At 71.5% G+C, this 20,174-nt stretch carries 15 protein-coding genes, 1 tRNA gene, 1 other RNA gene and 2 pseudogenes; 12 read left to right on the forward strand and 7 right to left on the reverse strand.

Annotation, left to right across the window (positions count from 1 at the left end; all coding sequences use genetic code 11):
• Nucleotides 1-13 precede the first annotated feature (13 nt).
• Together ACIPXC_RS26480 and ffs are read right to left on the reverse strand one after the other, a co-directional pair.
• Nucleotides 14-2,263: a DNA polymerase III subunit gamma and tau gene (locus ACIPXC_RS26480; protein ID WP_401623043.1), complete on the reverse strand. Its 2,250-nt coding sequence runs from the start codon at nucleotides 2,261-2,263 to the stop codon at nucleotides 14-16.
• A gap of 104 nt (nucleotides 2,264-2,367) precedes the next feature.
• Nucleotides 2,368-2,464: signal recognition particle sRNA small type (gene ffs, locus ACIPXC_RS26485), an RNA gene on the reverse strand.
• A 119-nt stretch (nucleotides 2,465-2,583) separates the two neighbouring features.
• Here ffs and ACIPXC_RS26490 point away from each other — a divergent pair.
• Both ACIPXC_RS26490 and ACIPXC_RS26495 read left to right on the forward strand, forming a co-directional pair.
• A tRNA-Ser gene (locus ACIPXC_RS26490) sits at nucleotides 2,584-2,668 on the forward strand.
• Nucleotides 2,669-2,863: 195 nt separating this feature from the next.
• Nucleotides 2,864-3,823, forward strand: coding sequence for a phosphorothioated DNA-binding restriction endonuclease (locus ACIPXC_RS26495; RefSeq protein WP_401623046.1), 960 nt, complete (start codon nucleotides 2,864-2,866; stop codon nucleotides 3,821-3,823).
• On the opposite strand, the gene ACIPXC_RS26500 is transcribed toward ACIPXC_RS26495, so the two are convergent.
• Both ACIPXC_RS26500 and ACIPXC_RS26505 read right to left on the reverse strand, forming a co-directional pair.
• Nucleotides 3,798-4,226: a type II toxin-antitoxin system VapC family toxin gene (locus tag ACIPXC_RS26500; RefSeq protein ID WP_401623049.1), complete on the reverse strand. Its 429-nt coding sequence runs from the start codon at nucleotides 4,224-4,226 to the stop codon at nucleotides 3,798-3,800. The genes ACIPXC_RS26495 and ACIPXC_RS26500 overlap by 26 nt on opposite strands.
• Complete coding sequence (locus ACIPXC_RS26505) at nucleotides 4,223-4,624, reverse strand: hypothetical protein (protein ID WP_401623052.1); 402 nt, start codon at nucleotides 4,622-4,624, stop codon at nucleotides 4,223-4,225. Before ACIPXC_RS26505 ends, ACIPXC_RS26500 begins: the two co-directional genes overlap by 4 nt.
• A 49-nt stretch (nucleotides 4,625-4,673) precedes the next feature.
• Between ACIPXC_RS26505 and ACIPXC_RS26510 the strand changes: the two are divergent.
• From ACIPXC_RS26510 to ACIPXC_RS26535, 6 genes and pseudogenes are all read left to right on the forward strand, one after another.
• Nucleotides 4,674-4,973: pseudogene (locus tag ACIPXC_RS26510) on the forward strand (restriction endonuclease); the annotation flags it as partial.
• A 399-nt stretch (nucleotides 4,974-5,372) separates the two neighbouring features.
• The gene (locus tag ACIPXC_RS26515; protein WP_401623055.1) at nucleotides 5,373-6,083 is read left to right on the forward strand and encodes a hypothetical protein; all 711 of its coding nucleotides are present in this window, start codon (nucleotides 5,373-5,375) and stop codon (nucleotides 6,081-6,083) included.
• Nucleotides 6,080-7,009 (forward strand): effector-associated domain EAD1-containing protein, encoded by a 930-nt coding sequence (locus ACIPXC_RS26520; RefSeq protein ID WP_401623058.1) that lies wholly within the window; start codon nucleotides 6,080-6,082, stop codon nucleotides 7,007-7,009. Before ACIPXC_RS26515 ends, ACIPXC_RS26520 begins: the two co-directional genes overlap by 4 nt.
• Nucleotides 7,010-7,038: 29 nt before the next feature.
• Entirely contained in the window at nucleotides 7,039-10,776 is a 3,738-nt protein-coding gene (locus ACIPXC_RS26525) for a DEAD/DEAH box helicase (RefSeq protein WP_401623061.1), read from the forward strand.
• A 538-nt stretch (nucleotides 10,777-11,314) separates the two neighbouring features.
• Nucleotides 11,315-13,747, forward strand: coding sequence for a helicase-associated domain-containing protein (locus tag ACIPXC_RS26530; protein ID WP_401623064.1), 2,433 nt, complete (start codon nucleotides 11,315-11,317; stop codon nucleotides 13,745-13,747).
• A gap of 61 nt (nucleotides 13,748-13,808) precedes the next feature.
• Nucleotides 13,809-13,965: pseudogene (locus ACIPXC_RS26535) on the forward strand (ATP-binding protein); the annotation flags it as partial.
• 223 nt (nucleotides 13,966-14,188) lie between these two features.
• On the opposite strand, the gene ACIPXC_RS26540 reads toward ACIPXC_RS26535, so the two are convergent.
• A complete protein-coding gene (locus tag ACIPXC_RS26540; RefSeq protein WP_401623067.1) occupies nucleotides 14,189-15,001 on the reverse strand; it encodes a VOC family protein in 813 nt (270 codons plus the stop codon).
• Nucleotides 15,002-15,104: 103 nt separating this feature from the next.
• On the opposite strand from ACIPXC_RS26540, the gene ACIPXC_RS26545 reads away from it, so the two are divergent.
• Both ACIPXC_RS26545 and ACIPXC_RS26550 read left to right on the forward strand, forming a co-directional pair.
• Nucleotides 15,105-15,704: an HhH-GPD-type base excision DNA repair protein gene (locus ACIPXC_RS26545; protein ID WP_401623070.1), complete on the forward strand. Its 600-nt coding sequence runs from the start codon at nucleotides 15,105-15,107 to the stop codon at nucleotides 15,702-15,704.
• Between the two features lie 93 nt (nucleotides 15,705-15,797).
• Nucleotides 15,798-16,271: a cupin domain-containing protein gene (locus ACIPXC_RS26550; protein ID WP_401623073.1), complete on the forward strand. Its 474-nt coding sequence runs from the start codon at nucleotides 15,798-15,800 to the stop codon at nucleotides 16,269-16,271.
• Here the strand turns inward: ACIPXC_RS26550 and opcA are convergent.
• Both opcA and ACIPXC_RS26560 read right to left on the reverse strand, forming a co-directional pair.
• Nucleotides 16,220-17,152: a glucose-6-phosphate dehydrogenase assembly protein OpcA gene (gene opcA, locus ACIPXC_RS26555; RefSeq protein WP_401623076.1), complete on the reverse strand. Its 933-nt coding sequence runs from the start codon at nucleotides 17,150-17,152 to the stop codon at nucleotides 16,220-16,222. The two genes, ACIPXC_RS26550 and opcA, sit on opposite strands and share 52 nt — an antisense overlap.
• Before the next feature lie 20 nt (nucleotides 17,153-17,172).
• Nucleotides 17,173-18,912: a helicase HerA-like domain-containing protein gene (locus ACIPXC_RS26560; RefSeq protein ID WP_401623079.1), complete on the reverse strand. Its 1,740-nt coding sequence runs from the start codon at nucleotides 18,910-18,912 to the stop codon at nucleotides 17,173-17,175.
• A gap of 88 nt (nucleotides 18,913-19,000) precedes the next feature.
• Here ACIPXC_RS26560 and ACIPXC_RS26565 point away from each other — a divergent pair, with 88 nt between their 5' ends.
• Both ACIPXC_RS26565 and ACIPXC_RS26570 read left to right on the forward strand, forming a co-directional pair.
• Nucleotides 19,001-19,297 carry a type II toxin-antitoxin system VapB family antitoxin gene (locus ACIPXC_RS26565; RefSeq protein WP_008740979.1) on the forward strand — a complete coding sequence of 99 codons (297 nt, stop codon included), beginning with the start codon at nucleotides 19,001-19,003 and terminating at the stop codon, nucleotides 19,295-19,297.
• A gap of 92 nt (nucleotides 19,298-19,389) precedes the next feature.
• Nucleotides 19,390-20,067 carry a LytR C-terminal domain-containing protein gene (locus ACIPXC_RS26570; RefSeq protein WP_401623083.1) on the forward strand — a complete coding sequence of 226 codons (678 nt, stop codon included), beginning with the start codon at nucleotides 19,390-19,392 and terminating at the stop codon, nucleotides 20,065-20,067.
• The last annotated feature ends 107 nt before the right edge of the window (nucleotides 20,068-20,174 follow it).

Below are 20,174 nucleotides of genomic sequence, written 5' to 3' on the forward strand. Positions count from 1 at the left end.
CAATCAGGACGGGCTACTCATTTGTGTATTCCTCCACAACGGTCGCTCCGAGCTCGCGCACGATCAGGTCGTGTCCGGTCAGCGCGCTCTCGACGAGGTCGGGGTCGTCGTCCTCCGCGAAGTCGTCCTCGGGGGCGACCGGCGGGGGTGCCTGCGGTACGGGCGGGGGCGGCGCGGAGACCGGCTGCTGGGGCTGTTGCGCCTGCTGCGGCTGCTGGGACTGCTGCTGGGACTGCTGTTGCTGGGGCGCGGCGGGGGCCTGCGGCGCGGGGGGCTGCGGCGGCGGGGGCGGCGGGCTGTAGGCCGGGGCGGGCGCGGACGGAGCGCCGTACGACGGGCCGTAGGACGCGCCGGGGGCCGACGCCGGGACCGGGGAGCCGCCGCCGACGACGGCGTCGATCTTCCAGTTGACCTGGAAGTGCTCGGCCAGGACCGCCTTGAGCACGTCCTCGCTGCCGCTGCTGGCGAAGTTGTCGCGGGCTCCGGCGTTGGGGAAGCCGAGCTGCAGGGTGGTCCCGTCGAAGCCGGTGACCTGGGCGTTCTGACTGAGCAGGATCCAGGTGAAGCGACGGCGGTTCTTGACGGCCTCCAGGACGCCGGGCCACATCGCCTGAACCTGACCGGCGCCCGCGGCCATACCGGGGGAGGGCACGGCCGCGGCCGGGGCGGCCGGGGCGGCGGGGCTCGGCGCCGGGGTGGCCGGAACCTGCACGGGTGCGGGCGCGCCCTGTCCGGGAGAGCCCTGTCCGGGAGCGCCCTGTCCGGGAGCGGCCGCACTGGGCCAGGCGCCGGGAGCGGGAGCCGCGGCGGCGGGCCGGGCGGCCGGGGCACCGCTGCCGGGCTGCGCGGCTCCGGGCCACGCCCCGGGGGCAGCAACGGGCGCGGCCTGCGGCTGCACCGGGGGAGCCGCAGCAGGCGCGGGAGCCTGTACGGGAGCCTGCACAGGAGCGGCGACCGGCGCGGCGGGAGCCGGAGCCGGCATCGCGGCGGCAGCGGCGGCCCGCGCGGCGGCGGGCCCCCCGCCCGGACCGGCGGGTGCCATGGCGTGCGCCTCGGGCCCGGGCACGTAGCCCATGGCGGGCGGCCCGGCGGCGAAGGCGGCCGCCCCGCTGCGCTCCAGGCGGTCCAGACGGGCCTGGAAGGACCGCTCGTCATCGAAGGCGGCGGGGAGCAGCACGCGGGCGCAGATCAGCTCCAGCTGGAGCCGCGGCGAGGTCGCGCCGCGCATCTCGGTGAGCCCGGCGTTGACCAGGTCGGCTGCGCGCGAGAGCTCGGCGGAGCCGAACACGGACGCCTGGGCCTGCATCCGCTCCACGACATCGGCGGGAGCGTCGATCAGCCCCTTCTCCCCGGCGTCGGGCACGGCGGCGAGGATGACCAGGTCGCGCAGCCGCTCCAGCAGGTCGGCGACGAACCGGCGCGGGTCGTTCCCGCCCTCGACGACCCGGTCGACGACCTCGAAGGCGGCCGCGCCGTCACCGGAGGCGAAGGCGTCGACGACGGAGTCGAGCAGCGAGCCGTCGGTGTAACCGAGGAGCGAGGTGGCCATGGCGTACGTCACACCCTCCTCGCCGGCGCCGGCGAGGAGCTGGTCCATGACGGACATCGAGTCACGCACGGAGCCCGCTCCGGCGCGCACGACGAGCGGCAGCACGCCGTCCTCGACCCGGGCGCCCTCCCGGCCGCAGACCTCGCCCAGGTACTCGCGCAGGGTCCCGGGCGGGACCAGCCGGAAGGGGTAGTGGTGCGTCCGGGACCGGATGGTCCCGATCACTTTCTCCGGTTCGGTGGTGGCGAAGATGAACTTGAGGTGCTCCGGCGGCTCCTCGACCACCTTCAGCAGGGCGTTGAAGCCCGCCGAGGTGACCATGTGCGCCTCGTCGATGATGTAGATCTTGTAGCGGCTGGAGGCGGGGCCGAAGAAGGCCTTCTCGCGCAGGTCGCGGGCGTCGTCCACACCACCGTGGGAGGCGGCGTCGATCTCGATGACGTCGATGGACCCCGGCCCGTTCCGGGCGAGGTCACGGCAGGACTGGCACTCCCCGCAGGGGGTCGGAGTGGGACCCTGCTCACAGTTGAGGCACCGGGCGAGGATGCGCGCGCTGGTGGTCTTTCCACACCCGCGCGGCCCGCTGAACAGGTACGCGTGATTGACCCGGTTGTTCCGCAGGGCCTGCATCAGGGGTGCAGTGACATGCTCCTGACCGATGACCTCGGCGAACGACTCGGGGCGGTAGCGGCGGTACAGCGCAAGGGACGACACGTCTACGAGGTTATCCGGGCCCACCGACAACAGCGGCCCGCGGACGCCACCGGCTCCGGAGCATGAGGGCCGGGAGCGGGCCGGGAACAGCAGGACCGGGGAACACAAAGGGCCCCCCACGCACCCGCCAGAGCCCACTTACCCTTGCTGCCTTCCGGCCCTGGGGGAGTTGGGTGAGATAGCGCCACGTGAGGGGCTGGGCCCCACCCTAGCGGATCCGCACCCCCGGAATCGACCCCGCCCCCGCCCCGCCCCCCGCCGGACCCCCGGCGAACGATCACGTTCGCGAGCACCCCTCCACGTCTTGTATTGTTTGCGGCGGAGGATTCGCCTAGAGGCCTAGGGCGCACGCTTGGAAAGCGTGTTGGGGGCAACCCCTCACGAGTTCGAATCTCGTATCCTCCGCAGCCGCCTGAACAGGCGAAACGAAGACCCCGGACCGCTTCTGCGGCCGGGGTCTTCTGCATGCTCTGGTCTCAGTTCTGGTCTCATTTACTTCGGGCATCCACCCACAAATCTCCCGCCTCATTCGGCACTCCAGGCGCATCCTGTGACGGGCCCAGATCCACGTTCAGTACAGCGCTACTACGATCGCCGGTCATGGACTGGCTGGAGCGGACCGCGACGTTGAGGCAGTGGACCAAGGGCGGGGCGCGTGCTCCCCACAAGCCGCTGCTCCTGCTCTACGCCCTCGGCCGGTTCCAGGAGGATGCCGACGGCGAGCTGTTCTACAGCTCGGTGGAGGAGGACCTGAAGCGGCTGCTGGCCGAGTACGGTCCGCCCAACAGGACAACGCCCGCCTACCCCTTCCACCACCTGGTCAGCGACGGGGTGTGGGAAGTGCGCACCGACCGCGGACCCGGCAGTCCCGGGAGCGCGGTGCGGGAGCTGCGGGCATCCCGCGCTGTCGGGCGGCTGGCGCCGGAGCTGCGGGCGGCACTGCGGCGGGAGCCCGCGCTGCTGGGCCGGATGGCGCGCGTACTGCTCGACCAGCACTTCCCGCCCTCCCTCCACGGGGAACTGTCCGATGCGATCGGACTGGAGCTGGAGCCGACGGAGACCGGACGGCTGCCATCCGCGCGGCGGCAGAGGGACCGGCGGATGCGGGAGCTGGTTCTGACGGCCTACGAGTACCAGTGCGCCTTCTGCGGATACGACGGGCGGATCGGGGCGGTGCCGGTCGGACTGGAGGCCGCACACGTGCGCTGGTGGGCGTTCGGCGGCCCGGATGACGTCGACAACGGCCTCTGCCTGTGCTCGCTGCACCACAAGCTCTTCGACAAGGGCGCCCTCGGCGTCGGCGACGGCCACCGCATCCTCGTCTCGCAGCACTTCGTCGGGCGCAGCCCCGCAGCCCGCGAGCACGTCATAGCCCTCGCGGGCCGCACACTCATCGGCCCGCAGCCGGGAGTCCACCCCGTGGCGACGCACCATCGCTCCTGGCACACCAGCCAGGTCTTCCACGGCTCCCCGCGCCCCGGCGCGGATCTTCCACGAACTCGATCTCGCGGGGGCTCGCCCAGCCGCCCGCAGGTCAGCCCTCGTACTCCCACGGGTTGAGCAAGAGCGCGCCAGTCCGGGCCAGGTGCTTGACGTTCCGGCTCACCAGGGTCCACCCGTTCGCGAGGGCGGTGGCGGCGATCAGCGCATCCGGCGGATCGATGCTGGTTCCGGCGCTCTTCAGCTTCCGGTGAAGGGCGAGGTACGCGAGAGCCTCCTGCTCTCCGACGGCCGCGATCCGGTCGCTGTAGTCAACGCGAATGCCGTCGAGCGCCCGCTCGAAAGCGGCACGCCGTACCAAGTCCGGTGTCGCGGCGATGCCGGTCTCGATCTCAGCGATCGTGATGACACTCAGGTAGAGACCGGTAGAAGGGACCGAACGTGCCCAGGCGACAACAGCCGGAGCCGGCTTCGACCGAGTGGTGATCTCGGAGACCATGTTGGTGTCGAGCAGATAGATCACTCGCCGTCCGCCGCATCGTCGTAGGAACGCTGCCCGAACTCCAGACCCTCGAACGGTGCCGCCTCAAGCCGATCAAGAAATCCGTCACTGCCGAGGGTGGCCCAGCGGTGAAGCATCTCTGGAAGGGCGTCAATGTCCGTGTCGGCGAGTTCGGCGTCGAAGTGCCCAAGCTGCTGTTCGGGCAAGGACTCCCGGATCTCCCGAATCGTCCGCAGCGGATGTGGATCTTCAGACCGACGGGGCGGGAGCGGGAGGTTCGGGGCAGTACTCATAATCGGCTCCTCCACGAAGCGGTCCGCGGGCCCATACCTGGGGACAAGCCTAGAGTGGTCGGCCGCCGAGCCTGCATGATCCGGGCGAACCCCGACCAGCCTGGTCTCAGTTCTGGTCTCATTCATTTCGGACATTCGACCGCAAACCCCTCTGGTGTCACTACGATCGCCGGTCATGGACTGGCTGGAGCGGACCGCGACGTTGAGGCAGTGGACCAAGGGTGGGGCGCGTGCTCCCCACAAGCCGCTGCTCCCGCTCTACGCCCTCAGCCGGTTCCAGGAAGATGCCGACGGCGAGCTGTTCTACAACGCGGTGGAGGAGGACCTGAAGCAGCTGCTGGCCGAGTACGGTCCGCCCAACAGGAAAACGCCCGCCTACCCGTTCCACCATCTGGTCAGCGACGGAGTGTGGGGAGTGCGCACCGACCGCGGACCCGGCAGTCCCGGAAGAGCGGTACGGGAGCTGCGGGCAGCCCCGTCGGGTCCGGTACGAACACGGATCGTGGCATGCTGGCCACGGGTGCAGACGAAACTCGTCTGGAACGGATCCGGGGCCACGAGATCGATCGTGCTAAGCGCTCTCCGGACGAGGTCCAGCTCACACACCGGATCGGCAAGGAACTGGGGACCTCCCCTGAGCCGTCCGACACAAATCGCGGCTGTGCTTCACGCGCCGCTTGGCGTCGCCGATCGCGGGGCACAGCAGTTCGCCGAGGGACGCGGCATGGTCACGTGTGGGGTGGAAGTTCGCGTTCCAGCTGGTTCCGAGGGGTCGGCAGTCGCTAGCCTTCCGTTGCACAGGCTGCCACGGGGGACGCGCCTGGATGGCTTCCAGTCGGTTCCTCGAGGGCTCGTGCTGCCCGAGAGGTGACGGATGATCGAATTCGACGACCCCCGACTGCCCGAACAGGACCTGGTCCTGCTGCCCGACAAAGCCTTACGGGGCGGCGAACCCGATACCGGTCAGGGCCCCGACGCTCCCCCACCACTGCGCGGCCGGGTCCGGCTGGGCGGCCCTCTCGCCCAGCGCCTCACGCCCGAGCAGTTGGCCGGCGATCCGGGCCTGAGCGAATACCTCACCGGCCAGGCCGACACGTACGACTACTACCTGGTCCACCTCTCCCTCACCTTCGCCCCCACCCCCCAGCGACCCCGGCTCGAATTCGCCCACCTCGCCTTGGACCTCTCCGCCAAGCCCGAGACTCCGCCACCGCTGGCCCATTCCATGGACCCGATGCGCCTGACGGACGCCGTCCAGGTCACCCGGACCCGCCGGCTCGGCCCGCAGCTCTCCCTCCTCGGTGCCGACGCCTCGCTCGGCGAGGTCGGGCGGAGCCAGGAGTTCACCAGCCACCAGCCCTTCGCCCAGGCCCTGGGCCTGCACGAGTCCACGCCAGGCTGGGAGTTCCGACGGACTGTCGCCAACGAACTGACCGGCTGCCACCGGCTGCGCCTGGTCGTCCGTACCGCCGCAGGCTCCGTCACGGACCTGGCGTGCACCGTCACCGCCGGGGTCAAGATCCCCCTGCTGCGCCGCTACACCCGCACCCTGCCCCACCCGCTGTGCCTGGAAGCGACCCTGTGAGCGGGGGCCACGCCGACGCTGGCCACCCCGACGCCGGCCGCCCGGAGCCGCTGCTCCGGCAGGAGATCGCCGAACTGGCCACCGTCTACAACACCCCCGGCCAGGCCGAGGTGCTGCTGCTGGCCGCCGGCTACCCGGCCGACGCGATGCCGTACGCGCCGAAGTCGCCCCGGGAGTACTGGGAGATGGTGTCGGTGAACCTCGCGACGGGCGTCATGGCCGACGGCCGCCGCCTGATCCTGGCCGAGGCCCGGGAGAGACGGCCGTTCAACCCGGTGTTCAAGGCGGCACCCCCGCCGGGGTTGCCTGACGTCACTCCCGCCCCGGCGGCCGCGACCGCCACCGGTCTCCCCAAGGTCATGGTGCTCGGCGCCGAGCCCGCCCGGCGCGGCGCCGTACGGGCGGCCGCCGAGCTGCGCGAGATTTTGCAGGCCGTCCGCGGCCGCCTGGAGGTCGTCCCCGCCCCCGCGGCCACCGCCGCGGACCTGGTCCGGATCCGGCGCGAGCTACCCGACGTCCTGCACCTGGCCTGCCACGGCACCGAGGAGGGGCTGCTGCTGGAAGACCAGGACGGCGAACCCCACACCCTGCCCGCCGCCGAACTCGCCCGGACGCTCCAGCTGGCCTCCGACCACTACGGCCACCACCTGAGGGCGCTGGTCCTGCGCTCGTGCGACAGCGACCTGATCGCCGGGCGGTTCGCCGAGCTGGCCGACGTGGTGATCGCCCACCGCGGCCGGCTCGACGCGGACTGCTCGACTCTCTTCGCCGCCGCCTTCTACGAGGAACTCGCCGTGCTAGCCGATCCGTTGACCCGCAAAGGGCTCGTCGCCGCTGCGCACGTGGCCGCCCAGGACGTGGTGAACCGCGCCGGGGTGTGCCGTCCGATCAGCACCGACCTCATCGTTCTGACCCGCACCTCCTGAGGCGAAGGAAACCAGTGCCGCTTTCCAACATGCCTGAACCAGATCTGAGCGACGAGAAGGACGACGAGCCCGGCCCCTGGGACATTCCCCGGGAGGACTGGAACAACCTCGTCGCCCTGCTGTGCCGGGCCTACGACCTGTCCGGGTGGCGGCGGATCCTCCAGGAACTCGGGTACCCAGCCGCCGCGTTCCCGACGGACACCGTGAACGGGGACTCCTTCTGGTGGCAGATCCGCGACAAGTGCGAGACCGGGCGGGTCAAGTGGGGCTGGCGCAGGATCGTTCGCCACCTGGGCCAGGAGGGCAGCGACGTCGCCCACAACCCGACCATTACGGCTCTGATCACTAAACACGAACTGGGGCAGCCGGCCTCCACCCCCATCCCCGCCCCCGAACCGGTGACCGTCACCGCCGTCATCCCACCCCAGTCGGTGCCCTGTCCGGATGCCGGCGCCGTACCGCGGACCGGCGGACCATCCGCCGCGCCGCCGGCGCACGCCCGCGACGACCGGCTGCCCCCCGTCAGCGGGTACGGGGAGTTGCTTCCCAAGTCCCCCCGCCCCGACCGCCGGGAGGCGCTGCTGGAGCTGTGGGAGAAGAAGCTCGGCCCGTGGGAGGAGCTCAACCAGTTCCAGCAGGAACTCGTCCAGGTCTGCCGGAAGATCATCGACGACCGCGGCGTGGCCCTGGTGTACGCGGTGACCAACAGCGGCAAGACCACCATCGCCCGTGTCGGCATGACGATGGCCCTCAACAACGACGAGTCGGCCATGATGCTGCTGCCGATCAAGGCGCTGGTGGCGCAGGAAGAGGCCCAGTGGCAGAGGTGGCTCGGCGGCAACGAGGCACTGAAGCGGCTCCAGGGGCAGGTGTACGGGGTGTCGCGCGACTACCCCGAGAGCGACCGGCCTGTGGGCAACGGCCACTACAAGGTCGCCGTGGCCATTTACGAGAAACTCGGCGTATACCTGGTCAACGGTATGCGCCCTCTGGACAGCACCCGTCTGGTGGTCGTCGACGAGCTCCAGATGCTGTCCGAGACCAGCGACCGCGCGGCCAAGCTGGAGGCCCTGCTCACCCTGATCAAACTGCGGCCCGGTGACCGGCCGGCCCTGCTCGGCCTGTCGGCCGCGCTCAGCCCCGAGGCGGGTGAGACGCTGGAGCGGTGGCTGGGCGACCAGCGCACCACCTTCACCCCGAGCAGCAACGAGCGGCCCGTCCCTCTCGACACCTACGTCGTGGACCAGGGGTACTGGCTGGTCCAGCGCGACGCCCATCTGCTTAGCATGAACATGCCCGGCAGTCGGACACCGCCGGAGGCAGTGCGGGAGCAGCACCGGCTGCCCGCCCTGCGTAGCCAGTACTCCACCGCGCTGTCCAAGGGCCTCAACGGCCTCCAGCGCAAGCTGTCCACGGCCGAGCTCGCCGCCACCCTCGTCCTCAGCATCCTGGAGGAGAACGACGAGCGTCGGATCATCTGCTTCGTCCCGACCCGGACCGCCGCCGACCAGCTGGCGGCCGGCATCCGGCAGGTCCTAGACGCGGCGTTCAAACGGCCCAAGGGCGGCTCACCCTGGGTCGACGGCCGTTACAAGAGCGTCAAGTCCGCCCGCCGCGACCAGGAGGGCGAACTGTACGACCGACTGATGACCTCAGACATCCCGGGCTACGAGCTGGTCATCCGCGGCCTGCGCACGGGCGTGGCCGCGCACTCGGCCGCACTGGCGCCCCCGATGCGGCGGCTGCTGGAGGAGGAGTTCCGGGCCGAGGATGGCCTGCTGCGCGTGCTGGTGGCCACCGACACCCTCGCCGTGGGCCTCAACCTCCCCGCCGACACAGTCATCGCGACCAGCATCTCCGGTCTGTCCGGCGCCGGTTCGCAACGCGCCCGGCAGTTGCTGCTGCCCGCGGACCTGGACAACAAGGGCGGCCGGGCGGGCCGCCGGGGCCAGACGGTGGCCGAGCGCGGCCAGTTCTACATCCTGGTGCCCTCCGACCTTGAGCTGCAGAACGTCGACGGGCTGACCACCGTCGACATCAAGGAGCTGGCCACGGTCGAAGGGGTCTCCAAGCAGTTCGTGCGGAGCAAGCGCCGTTCCCTGGCCGTCCGGTCCCAGTACCGCGATCTAGAGTCGATCAGCGGACTGGTGCTCCAGGTGCTGTGTCAGTACAACCAGAAACTGGTTGAGAAGAAGTGGCTGGAGCGGGTCCAGGTGATCCTCGACAACCTGCTCATCAGCTACGAGCCGGACCACCCCGCGCTGCCCGAACCCAGTAACGTCCTCCAGGAGTTGCAGCGCCGCAAGCTGATCCACGAAGTGGGCGGCACCACCCTCCCCGGCGCGGGCAGGCGCCTGGATCTCACCGAGCTGGGCAAGGCCGTCGGGCGGTCCGGCCTGGAGCTGGACGACGCACCCGACCTGGAACGCCTGGCCGGGCTCGTCCGCAGCGGGGCCGGGACGATAGAGCTGCTCTGGCACGCCTCCCGGGCTCGTTCCATCAAGCAGGTCACGGCCTGGGTGGCGCTCCCCGGCCAGGGGAGCAACCGCCATCTGCCCTCCCTGAAGGGCGCGGTTCTCACCATGGCCCTGACGTACTGCGCCGATCGCGAGCAGATGCGCCAGGACTGCGCGAACTGGGTGGCCGCCGAGGGCGCCCCGCTGCCCGAGCGGCTGCTGCGGGAGGCCGGGCGGCCGGTGATCTCAGCCGAGCTCCAAGAACTGATTGCCAGCGACGAGGACGCCGCACCTACCGACGAGATCAACGCCCTGCTGCGGGCGGTGGTGGCGTACGAGTGGCTGCACGGGGTGCCCTTCGCCGAGATGCAGCAGCGGTTCTCGGGGACGATCAAGTCGGCGGAGGATCCCGACAAGGGGCAGTACAAGCCGCCGTCCCTGTCGCTGTACTACTCCGACGTTGAGCAACTCTGCGAGCAGATGGCTGGCTACATCCGGGCGGCCGCGGACATCAGCTTCACCGAGGACGGGGTCGACCACTCCGCGCGGATGCAGCTGATCGCCCAGCAGGTGGAGTCCGGGCTGCCGGCGTGGCTGGCGAAGGTGTCCAAGATGCGGATCACCGGACTGCACCGCGAGCGGCTGGCGAAGCTGGCCGGCCTGCCCGAGGACCAGCAGCCCGACCCGCCGTCGCTGCTGGTGGACATGGACCCGCTGAAGGAGGGCCTGACCCACGCCGAACGCGCCGACGCCCGGCGGATCATCGACAGCCGGCTGGCTCAGGAGCAGGCACACCGCGAGCGGATCGCCCGCGAGTGGGCCGAGGTGGTGATCCCCAACGGCGGTGGCCACAACTTCGGCGACGTGTCGGCGGACCTGGAGATGGCAAACGGGGCTGCCGCGTACCTGGAGCGGCTCGGCGAACTCGCCGAATGCCTGGGCCTGGAGGTCACCGACGCGATGACCGACGGGTCGTTCTACGTCGCGGAGTGGAGCGCCGGGGGGGCCGGCGCGGCGGTGACCCTCAGGGTGCCGGCGACCGACCTCACCGCCCAGATGGTCGCGGACGTCCGGGAGGAGCGCACGCTGGTCGTGGTCCGGGGGCGACGGCCGGGGGTGCAGGAGGCGCTGGCCGCGCAGGGCCTGCTGGCCCGGTTCCTGGAGCCCGACCACCTGCTGTCGGTCCTCGCGCACCTGGTGAAAACCCGGGGCGGGCAGGCGCCCGGGGAGGAGGTAGTGGAGGAGCTGTCGGGTATCCGCCTGTCGTCTTTGGGCAGCATCAGCTGGGCGGTGCCGGCGCAGGCGAACTGAAGGGGTTGGAGCCGTCCGGGGGGGGCGCCTGCCAGAGATCCATCAGTTGCGTAGCGCAACCTGAGGCCAGACAGCGACGTAATCGCTATCTCTGGTCTCAGTCGTGGTCTCATTCGCCCCCGTCCGGACCCGCCCGAACGTGACCACCCCGAACGCTCCGCCGCAGTTCAGGACGGGTACGACCCCCAACGGACACCCGTACGAACATGTGGAAAGCCTGTTGGGGGCAACCCCTCACGAGTTCGAATCCCGTATCCTCCGCAGCCGCCTGAACAGGCGAAACGAGAAGCCGAGCCGCGATACGCGACTCGGCTTCTCGTCGTGCTCTGGTTGCCTTTCTGGTTGCATTTACACGCACCCCATTCGGATATTTCGAGGATCCGGGCTGCCCCGCTCCCGCCATGCCGCGGATGCCGGCGCCCACCGAAAGGGGAGTCCTGTCCCGCACGGCATCCGCGGATCATAGGGATACGACATCCTTGATAGCCCGCGGCGAGTCCCCCCGCTGCCATGGTCCTGATCCCGCGAGGTGCCCGGTATGAAGTCCCGATCGACGCTGGCGACATGGCTGGGCGGCCTCGACAGCTGTCGTCTGGCACGCGTTCTCGAGACGCGGAGGGACGCGGCGGCCCCTCCGGAGCCGCGCTCGGTGGGGGAACTGGCCGACCGTCTTCAGCGCCCGGGATCGGTGGCGCTTGCCCTGCCACAGCTCGCGCTCCCGCAGCTCCAGGTCGCCGAAGCGCTGGCGGCGCTGCGTACGCCCGCGTCGCGCGAGGCACTGGCGGAGCTGTTGGGAGCGGCGGACGACGAAGCCGGCGAACTGGAGGCCGTGCTGGAGACTCTGGCCGATCATGCTCTGGTCTGGCCGGACAGGTCGGGCAAGCTCCGCATGGCCGGCCCGCTGCGGCAGGCGTGGGGCGCGCCCCTGGGACTGGATGCCCCGCTGGAGGAACTGCTCTCCGGCACGACCTCCGACGAACTGCGCGGCATGCTGGCGGCACTGGGCGTCAAGCCGCCGAGCAGCAAGGCGCAGCGGCTGGCCGCGCTGGTGGAGCACCACAGCGACCCGGAGCGGATCCTCTCCGTGGTCGCCAAGGCCCCTGCAGCGGCCCGGAAGCTGCTCGAAGGCCGAGCGGGGGCCGGGTCGGCGAGGCCCGCGCGGTTCGTCATGTTCGGGAGTCCGGGCCCCGATGTCGAACCGGGCGCTCGATGGGCACTGGAACGGGGGTTCCTGGTCCAGGACCGTCACCGCTACGGTCCGGCCCGTATGCCCGCCGAGGTGGCGCTCGCGTTGCGCGGGCCCGGCTGGCACGCCCCGTTCCAGCCCGTCCCGCCTACCGTGGGATTGGCGCCCGTCACCCCGACGGAGGTCGACCATGAGGCGTCCGCCGCCGCTGCGGCGTTCGCTGCCGGTGCCGCCTCGGTCCTGTCGGCCTGCTCTGCGTCCGCGCCGGCCCGGCTGAAGTCCGGTGGAATCGGTGCGCGTGAACTGGCCCGGATCGGCAAGGCCGCCCAGGCCGACGACGCCGTCGTACGCCTCACCCTGGAAACCGCGTACGCCGCCGGGCTGCTGGCCCGCGACGGCGATCGCGTGGCCCCCACCGAGGCATACGACGCCTGGGCGGCGCAGGAACCCCCGGAGCAGTTCGCCGTACTGCTCCAGGCATGGCGGAACCTGCCGCTCACCCCCACCCAGGCGCGCGACGAGGACAACAAGGCGCTCCCCGCACTCGCCGCCGCACCGCCGTGCAACGGCTGTGTGCAGGCCCGCCACGGGCTGCTGACCGCAGCGAACCGGCTCCCGGCTGGGCAGGGCGTGCGGGTCGCGTCGGATCTGGGTCCGCTGATCGCCTGGTACCGCCCCCTCGCCGACTCGACGCCGGACGGACCGCCGTTCGCCACCGTGATCCGCGAGGCCGAACTCCTCGGCGTGCTCGCACGCGGTGCTCTGTCCGCCATCGGCATCCACCTGCGGACCGGAGACGCCGAAGGGCTGGGAATCGAGTGCCGGCGGCTGCTGCCCTCGGCCACCGCGACGGCCCGGATCGGGGCCGACCTCACCGCCGTCGTCACCGGCACCCCGTCCGCGCGGCTGGCCGCACTCCTGGACTCCGTCGCGGACCGGGAGACCAGTGGCACGGCGTCGGTGTGGCGGTTCAGCGCCGGCAGTGTCCGACGGGCTCTGGACGCCGGTCGTACTCCCGAGGACATCACAGCGGACCTGGCCGCCGTCGCCGCCGGGCCGCTGCCACAGCCCCTGTCGTACCTGATCGCCGACACCGCACGAGGCCACGGGCGCGTACGCATCGCCCCCGCCGTCTGCGTCCTCCACGGCGCCGAGCCCGCGCTCCTGGCCGAACTCGCCGCCCACCGCAAGCTGGCCAAGCTCGGACTGCGACAACTGGCGCCGACGGTGCTGATCAGCCGCAGCCCGCTCGACACGACGCTCGCCGCGCTCCGGGCCGAGGGATACGCCCCCGTCGCCGAGACCGCCGAGGGAGCCGTACGCATCGAGAAGTCCCGGCCTCGGCGCGCCGCCGCTGCCGTTCCGGCTCCGCGCGGCTCAGGGGCGAGGAGTGGCGGCCGGATCGCTGCCACGAGCAAGGCGAAGCCATCCGCCGCCCTCGACCCGAGCACGTTGGCGACCCGGCTGCTGGCCGCCCCGGCCACGACTCCCGAACCGGCACCGTTCGACGGAGGAGCGCCCTTCGCCACGGACACCGAGGAGATCGTCGCGGGGTGGGCGAAGCACCTGCCGTACAGCGACATCCGCCAGCTCGCCCACGCCATCGACGCCGGTCAGGCCATCACCGTCGAGTACGTCGCCACCTCGGGCAACCGGACCGTGCGCACCCTCAGCCGCCTGGAGCTCGACCCGCCCTACATCGAAGCCTGGTGCCACCTTCGGGACGCCGACCGCGTTTTCACGCTCTCCCGCATCCACGGCGTCATGAGCGCCGCACCCGAGTAGGGGGAGATGGTAGCGGCAGCGACAGTATCTCTGTCGATACCCTTGCTCGCGGGAAACGTGCATGCGGCGTTTCAACAGTCGGGACCGGAAGCTGCACGTGCTCGGCAGCGCCCTGCGGTCGGTCCAGGATGCCGTCGGCTCGGCAAAGCCGGGACAGTGCGTCCTCATGCGCGGGCGGAGGCGAGTCGGCAGGTCCAAGCCTCGTCGAGGAATTCCTCTGTGACCACGACTTCGACTGCATCGCCGCGGTAACCGGCCAGCCCGTCCAGTGGTACGGCCCGGAGGGCCGTACGTAGCCGAGCAGCAGTTGCAGTTCTGGTGGCATCCGCCTCCGTCCGGGGCCGTCCGGACGAGGCCGCCCAGGACGGGCCGCCGCGGTTCAGCACGGGCACGGCCCCACGGCCCCACCGGGCGCGGTCGTCGGCGGGCCCGCGGGCGGAATCAGCCGAAGGCCGGCATCTCACCGACCGTCGTGGTCAGGTCGATCACCGCGAAGGCGGCGCCCTGCGGGTCCGAGACCGCCGCGAACCGGCCGAACGGGCTGTCCATCGGGCCGAAGTGCAGCTTCCCTCCGTGCTTCTGCGTCTTCGACACCGCCTCGTCGCAGTCCGGGACCGCGAAGTAGACCTGGATGTACGGCGGCAGCTCCGGCGGGAAGTCGTCGTCCATCTTCATCCGCCCCAGCACCGGCTGCCCCGGGTCACCGGCGCTGAAGACCATGAAGTCCATGCCGGCCGCCTCCGGGTCGTCGCCCGGGTCCATCCGCTCGGCGCTGTACGGGAACACCTTCGGCAGGAAGGCGTCCGACGCGGCCGGCTCCCGGGTGAAGAGCTCGGCCCAGGCGTAGGAGCCCGCCTCGCCCATCTTCTCGAAGCCCTTGTGCTCGCCCGGCTGCCAGACGCCGAAGACCGCGCCGCTCGGCTCCTTCGCGATGAGCATCGTGCCGAAGGCACCGACCTGCATCGGGCCCATCAGGACCTCGCCGCCGTTCGCGGTCACCTTCCCGGCCGTGGCCGCCGCGTCGGGCGAGGCGAGGTACAGACACCACTGCGAGGGAGCGTCGCCCCCGGGCATCGGCGGTACGACGGCCGCGACGGCCTTGCCGTCGGAGTAGGCCTGCGTGTAGTTGCCGTACTCGCTGCTGGACTCGCCGAAGGTCCAGCCCAGCACGTCGCCGTAGAAGGTCTTGGCGCCCTCCACGTCCCGGAACATCGCGTCCACCCAGCACGGCGCGCCTTCGGGGAACTCAAGCATGATCGATCGACTCCTCGGCTCGTTCACGGCTGTCGTCGTACTCACGCTAGGCGCGCGGTGTGCCGACCGCGCGGGGAGCGCGCCCGCGCGGGACGCTGGAGCCATGGACAAGGACATCACCATCCGGCTGGCGCAGCAGCCCGAGGCCGACGCGCTGCTCGGCCGGAGCCCGCTCGCCGCGCTCGTCGGAATGCTGCTGGACCAGCAGGTGCCGATGGAATGGGCCTTCTCGGGACCCTGGACGATCGCGCAGCGGCTGGGCTCCGACGACCTGGACGCGCACGCCATCGCCGCGTACGACCCGGAGGCCTTCGCCGCGCTGCTCTCCGATAAGCCCGCCGTGCACCGGTACCCGGGGTCGATGGCGACACGGATCCAGCAGCTGTGCGCGTACCTGGTGGAGCACTACGACGGGAACGCCGAGGCCGTCTGGGCCGACGCGCCGACCGGGCGGGAGCTGCTGGGGCGGCTCAAGGCGCTGCCGGGCTTCGGGGAACAGAAGGCGCAGATCTTCCTCGCCCTGCTCGGCAAGCGGTTCGGGGTGCGTCCGCCGGGCTGGCGGGAGGCCGCAGGCGGCTACGGCCCGGCCAACGTCTACCGCTCGGCGGCCGACATCACCGGTCCCGAGTCCCTGGCCAAGGTGCGGGCGCACAAGCAGGAGATGAAGGCCGCCTCCAAGGCCGCCAAAGCCGCGAAGGGGTGAAGAGGTGAGAGGGGCGAAGGGGTGAATTGACCGGTGACACAGGGCCTGGATTGGCCCCTGATCCCGGTCTATCGGTTCCGTAGATTGAAGGACATGACAGAGATCGCGACCCGCGCCGCCACCGCCGAAGCCATCCAGGACGCCCCCGGCAGCCGCATCACCCTGCTCACCGACACCGCCGAACTCACCTGCAACACGGCAGCCTTCGAGGCGGGCGCGGCGGGCGCCCCGGTGCACTTCCACACCCGGGCCACCGAGTTCTTCCACGTCACCAAAGGACGGCTCGACGTCCTCGTCGGCGACGAGATCCAGACCCTGGACGCCGGCGACTTCATCGCGATCCCGCCGGGCGTCAAGCACGCCTTCGCCCCCGCCGCCGGCCACACGGCGAGCGTGTTCGTCGGCTTCACCCCCGGAATGGGCCGCTTCGACTACTACCGCCTCCTCGGCCGGGTCCACGCGGGCGAGGCCACCGTGCAGGACATCAAGGACAGCTCGGCGACCTACGACAACCACTACGCGGAGAGCCCCGCCTGGAGCGGCCGCCGCCGCAGCGCGGAGCCGTAGACCACGTCCGCGTCGAGGCGGCGCAGCTCCTCCGCGATCAGTTCGGCGCCGCTGCGGATCTTCAGGGCCACCCTGCGGTCGGGGCTGCCCGGCAGGGTCAGGGTGGCCAGCGCGCCCGCGGGCCGGTCCACGCGGACCTCCCCGCCGGTGGTGCGCAGGACCACCGCGGTGATCACCGGGCCGTCGGTCGCGACGCGGTCCACCGGGACCCCCAACCGGTCCTCCAGCCAGCGCGCCAGCAGCTCGGCGCTCGCGTTGTCGGGTTCGCTCTCCACCGCCGCGCCGGTCACCGGCAGCGGCGTCTGGTCCAGGGCCGCGGCCAGCAGGGCCCGCCAGGGCGTGAGCCGGGTCCAGGCCAGGTCGGTGTCGCCGGGCTGGTAGCCGGCGGCCCGCTCGTGGAGCACGCCCACCGGGTCGAAGGCGGCGGCCGCGTCCGTGATCCGGCGCTGCGCGAGCGCGCCCAGCGGGTCCCGCGCCAGGTCGGCGGGGGCCGCGGCCGGCCACCACGCCACCACCGGCGCGTCCGGCACCAGCAGCGGCAGGACGACCGACCCGGCCTGCTCGGTGAGCGCCCCGTGCAGGCGCAACAGCACGAGCTCCCCGGCTCCGGCGTCCGACCCGACCCGCAGCTCGGCGTCCACCCGGCTCGCGCGGAGCTTGTGCGGGCCGCGCGACACCCGCCTGATGACCGCGATGATGCGGCAGGGATGCTCGTGCGAGGCTTCGGAGGCCGCGCGTACGGCGTCGTAGGCGTTCTCCTCGTCGGTGACGACGACGAGCGTCAGGACCAGCCCCATGGTGGGGCTGCCTATCGCCCGGCGTGCCGCGAGCAGGGCCCGGTTGACCTTGCTGGACGTGGTGTCGGTGAGTTCAGTCCGCATGCACCGAGTCTGTCACCGCGTCACCTGCGCCTGCGCGCCGTCCCGAAGACGGAGCGCGAGATCTCCCGGCCCAGCTGCGTACCGACCGAGCGGGCCAGCGAGCGGAACAGGCCGCTGCCCACCACCTGCTCCACCAGCGAGGGGTCCTCCTTCGGGGCTCCGCGTCCCGCCCCCCTCGCGGCTCCCCGCCCGGCTCCCCGCGCGGTCTCCTTCTCCGCCGCCCTGGCCTGCTTCTCGGCCTCGGCCTCCGCGGCGGCCGCCTCCGCCCGGGCCTCCGCGGCCGCCTGTTCGGCGCTGATCCTCTCGTACGCCGACTCGCGGTCGACCGGCTCCGCGTAGCGCGACCAGAGCAGCGAGGACTTCACCGCCCGGTCCAGGTCCGCCGCCGGGACGGGCCCCATCAGCGACTGCGGGGCGCGCAGGCGGGTCGCGGCGACCGGGGTGGGGGCGCCGTTCTCGCTGAGCACGGTGACGACGGCCTCGCCCGTCCCCAGTGCGGTGAGCAGTTCCTCCAGGTCGTAGGCGGAGTGCGGGAAGGTCTTCACGGTCGCCTTCAGCGCCTTGGCGTCGTCGGGGGTGAAGGCGCGCAGGGCGTGCTGCACACGGTTGCCGAGCTGGGCGAGCACGTCGGCGGGCACGTCCTTGGGGGTCTGCGTCACGAAGAAGACGCCGACGCCCTTGGACCGGATCAGCCGGACGGTCCGGGTGACCGACTGGAGGAAGGCCTTCGAGGCCCCGCTGAAGAGCAGATGGGCCTCGTCGAAGAAGAAGACGAGCTTGGGCCTGTCCAGATCGCCGACCTCCGGCAGGTCGTTGTAGAGGTCGGCCAGCAGCCACATCAGGAAGGTGGAGAAGAGCTGCGGCTTGTCCTGGACCGCCGGGAGTTCGAGTACGGAGACCACCCCGCGGCCGTCGGCGGCCGTGCGCAGCAGCTCGCTCGTGTCGAACTCGGGCTCGCCGAAGAACTCCGCGGCCCCCTGCGCCTCGAAGGCGGTCAGCGCCCGCAGGATCACCCCCGCGGTCACCGTGGACAGTCCGCCGATGCCCTTGAGCTCCGACTTCCCCTGGTCGGAGACGAGGAAGGCGACGACGGCGCGCAGGTCCTTGAGGTCGATCAGCTCCAGTCCCTTGGTGTCGGCGTAGTGGAAGATCAGGCCGAGGGACTGCTCCTGCGTCTGGTTGAGCTGGAGCACCTTCGACATCAGCACCGGGCCGAAGGCGGTGACGGTGGACCGGACCGGGATACCGGGGCCGATCCCGCCCAGCGAGTAGAACTCGCCCGGGCATTTGGTGGGTTCCCAGCTCTGGGCCACCTCGCGGGCCCGCTGGTCGATGCGCTCACCGGGCACCCCGGGGGCCGTGATCCCCGAGACGTCGCCCTTGATGTCCGCGAGGAAGACCGGGACGCCGTTCGCCGACAGCTGCTCGGCGATGAGCTGGAGCGTCTTGGTCTTGCCGGTGCCGGTGGCGCCGGCGACCAGCCCGTGCCGGTTGAGCATGGACAGGGGGATGCGGATCTGGCGGTCGGGCAGGCACGCGCCGTCCCAGAGGAGGGCCCCCAGGTCGAGCGCGGGTCCGGTGAAGGCGTACCCGGCGGCGATCTGCCCGGCCGGGCCCGCCGCGTGGGCGGTGTCGGCGGCGTCCGCGGTGTCGGCGGCGTCCGCGCTGTCCGCCGCATCCGCCTGGTTCACCTTGTCCGTCTTGCTCGCCTCATCCGCCTCATCCGCCGCAGCGGCCGCGGCATCGGTGCTCTCGCTCATGGATCACTCCCCAAATAGCACTGTCCGTCACTTTTGCACCACCCTTGCGAGGCTGCGCCCGCAGGCACGGGCCCGGTAGGCTTTCCGTGTGATCTTCAAGCGCATCGGAAGCGGGCGGCCGTACCCCGACCACGGCAGGGAAACCACCCGGCAGTGGGCGGACGTCGCGCCGCGCCCGGTCCGGCTCGACCAGCTCGTGACGACCAAGGGCCAGCTGGACCTCGAAACGCTGCTCGCCGAGGACTCGACGTTCTACGGCGACCTCTTCGCGCACGTCGTGAAGTGGCAGGGCGACCTCTACCTGGAGGACGGGCTGCACCGCGCCGTGCGCGCGGCCCTGCAGCAGCGTCAGGTGCTGCACGCCCGCGTCCTCGAGATGGACTGACGCTTCGCGTAGATTGCGCCTTTCGGGTCGCCATTGACCTATCAGCAGATCATTTAGTAGGCATCGCCACCGGGTCGCACTACGCTGCGCACATGAGCATGCTCACTCCCCCCGGCATGGGCGGCAAGTACCGCGTCACGGGGACCGCCTACCCCCGCATGAGCCGTAAGCGGAGCCGACGACGGATCGTCCTCGCCGTGCTCGGCTCGGTCCTCACGCTTGCCCTGGTCGGCTACGGGGCACTGCAGCTCATCGACGTGTTCCGCGGCGATGGCCCCAAGCGGAACACGGCTGCCGGTGCCAAGGACTGCCCGACGAAATCTCCCGAGGCCGCCGCCAAGCAAGGCGCCCCCGCGGCCGCCTCCACGGCGTCCGCACCCGCCAAACCGGCGGTCGTGCTCCCCCAGCCCGGCACGATCACCGTCAACGTCTACAACGCGACCCCGCGCGCGGGCCTGGCCAAGGCCGTCGGCGACGAACTCACCAAACGCGGCTTCGTCGTCGGCAGCGTCGGCAACGCCCCGGCCGACTTCGACAAGAAGGTCCCCGGGGCCGGGATACTGCTGGGCTCCCCCACGACCGACAAGGCCGTCTTCGCGGTGCTCGGCACCCAGCTCCCCGGCACCACCCAGCAGACCGACGCCCGTGAGACCGCGGACGTCGACCTGATCCTGGGCGACGCCTTCAAGGAGCTCAGTACCACGGAGGACGCGGACAAGGCCCTGGCCCTCCTGGCCAACCCGGTGCCCGCGCCCGCCAAGAACTGCTGAGCCCGCGGTCCGGCGCCGCGGCGGCCCCGTCGGGGCCGCGGCCGGGCTCCCAGAAGCACCAGGTGCGCGGGGCCGGTCGCAGCGGACCCGGTGGGGCGTCGACGAGG

The organism is Streptomyces sp. NPDC090021 (assembly GCF_044748225.1).
In the GTDB taxonomy this organism is placed as follows: domain Bacteria; phylum Actinomycetota; class Actinomycetes; order Streptomycetales; family Streptomycetaceae; genus Streptomyces.

Excerpts from the sequence above, each read along its gene's own strand:
- ACIPXC_RS26495 (WP_401623046.1), top strand. The coding sequence starts at position 2,864 with ATGGACTGGCTGGAGCGGACCGCGACGTTGAGGCAGTGGACCAAGGGC.
- ACIPXC_RS26505 (WP_401623052.1), bottom strand. The coding sequence starts at position 4,624 with ATGAATGAGACCAGAACTGAGACCAGGCTGGTCGGGGTTCGCCCGGAT.
- ACIPXC_RS26515 (WP_401623055.1), top strand. The coding sequence starts at position 5,373 with ATGATCGAATTCGACGACCCCCGACTGCCCGAACAGGACCTGGTCCTG.
- ACIPXC_RS26525 (WP_401623061.1), top strand. The coding sequence starts at position 7,039 with ATGCCTGAACCAGATCTGAGCGACGAGAAGGACGACGAGCCCGGCCCC.
- ACIPXC_RS26530 (WP_401623064.1), top strand. The coding sequence starts at position 11,315 with ATGAAGTCCCGATCGACGCTGGCGACATGGCTGGGCGGCCTCGACAGC.
- ACIPXC_RS26540 (WP_401623067.1), bottom strand. The coding sequence starts at position 15,001 with ATGCTTGAGTTCCCCGAAGGCGCGCCGTGCTGGGTGGACGCGATGTTC.
- ACIPXC_RS26545 (WP_401623070.1), top strand. The coding sequence starts at position 15,105 with ATGGACAAGGACATCACCATCCGGCTGGCGCAGCAGCCCGAGGCCGAC.
- ACIPXC_RS26550 (WP_401623073.1), top strand. The coding sequence starts at position 15,798 with ATGACAGAGATCGCGACCCGCGCCGCCACCGCCGAAGCCATCCAGGAC.
- opcA (WP_401623076.1), bottom strand. The coding sequence starts at position 17,152 with ATGCGGACTGAACTCACCGACACCACGTCCAGCAAGGTCAACCGGGCC.
- ACIPXC_RS26560 (WP_401623079.1), bottom strand. The coding sequence starts at position 18,912 with ATGAGCGAGAGCACCGATGCCGCGGCCGCTGCGGCGGATGAGGCGGAT.
- ACIPXC_RS26570 (WP_401623083.1), top strand. The coding sequence starts at position 19,390 with ATGAGCATGCTCACTCCCCCCGGCATGGGCGGCAAGTACCGCGTCACG.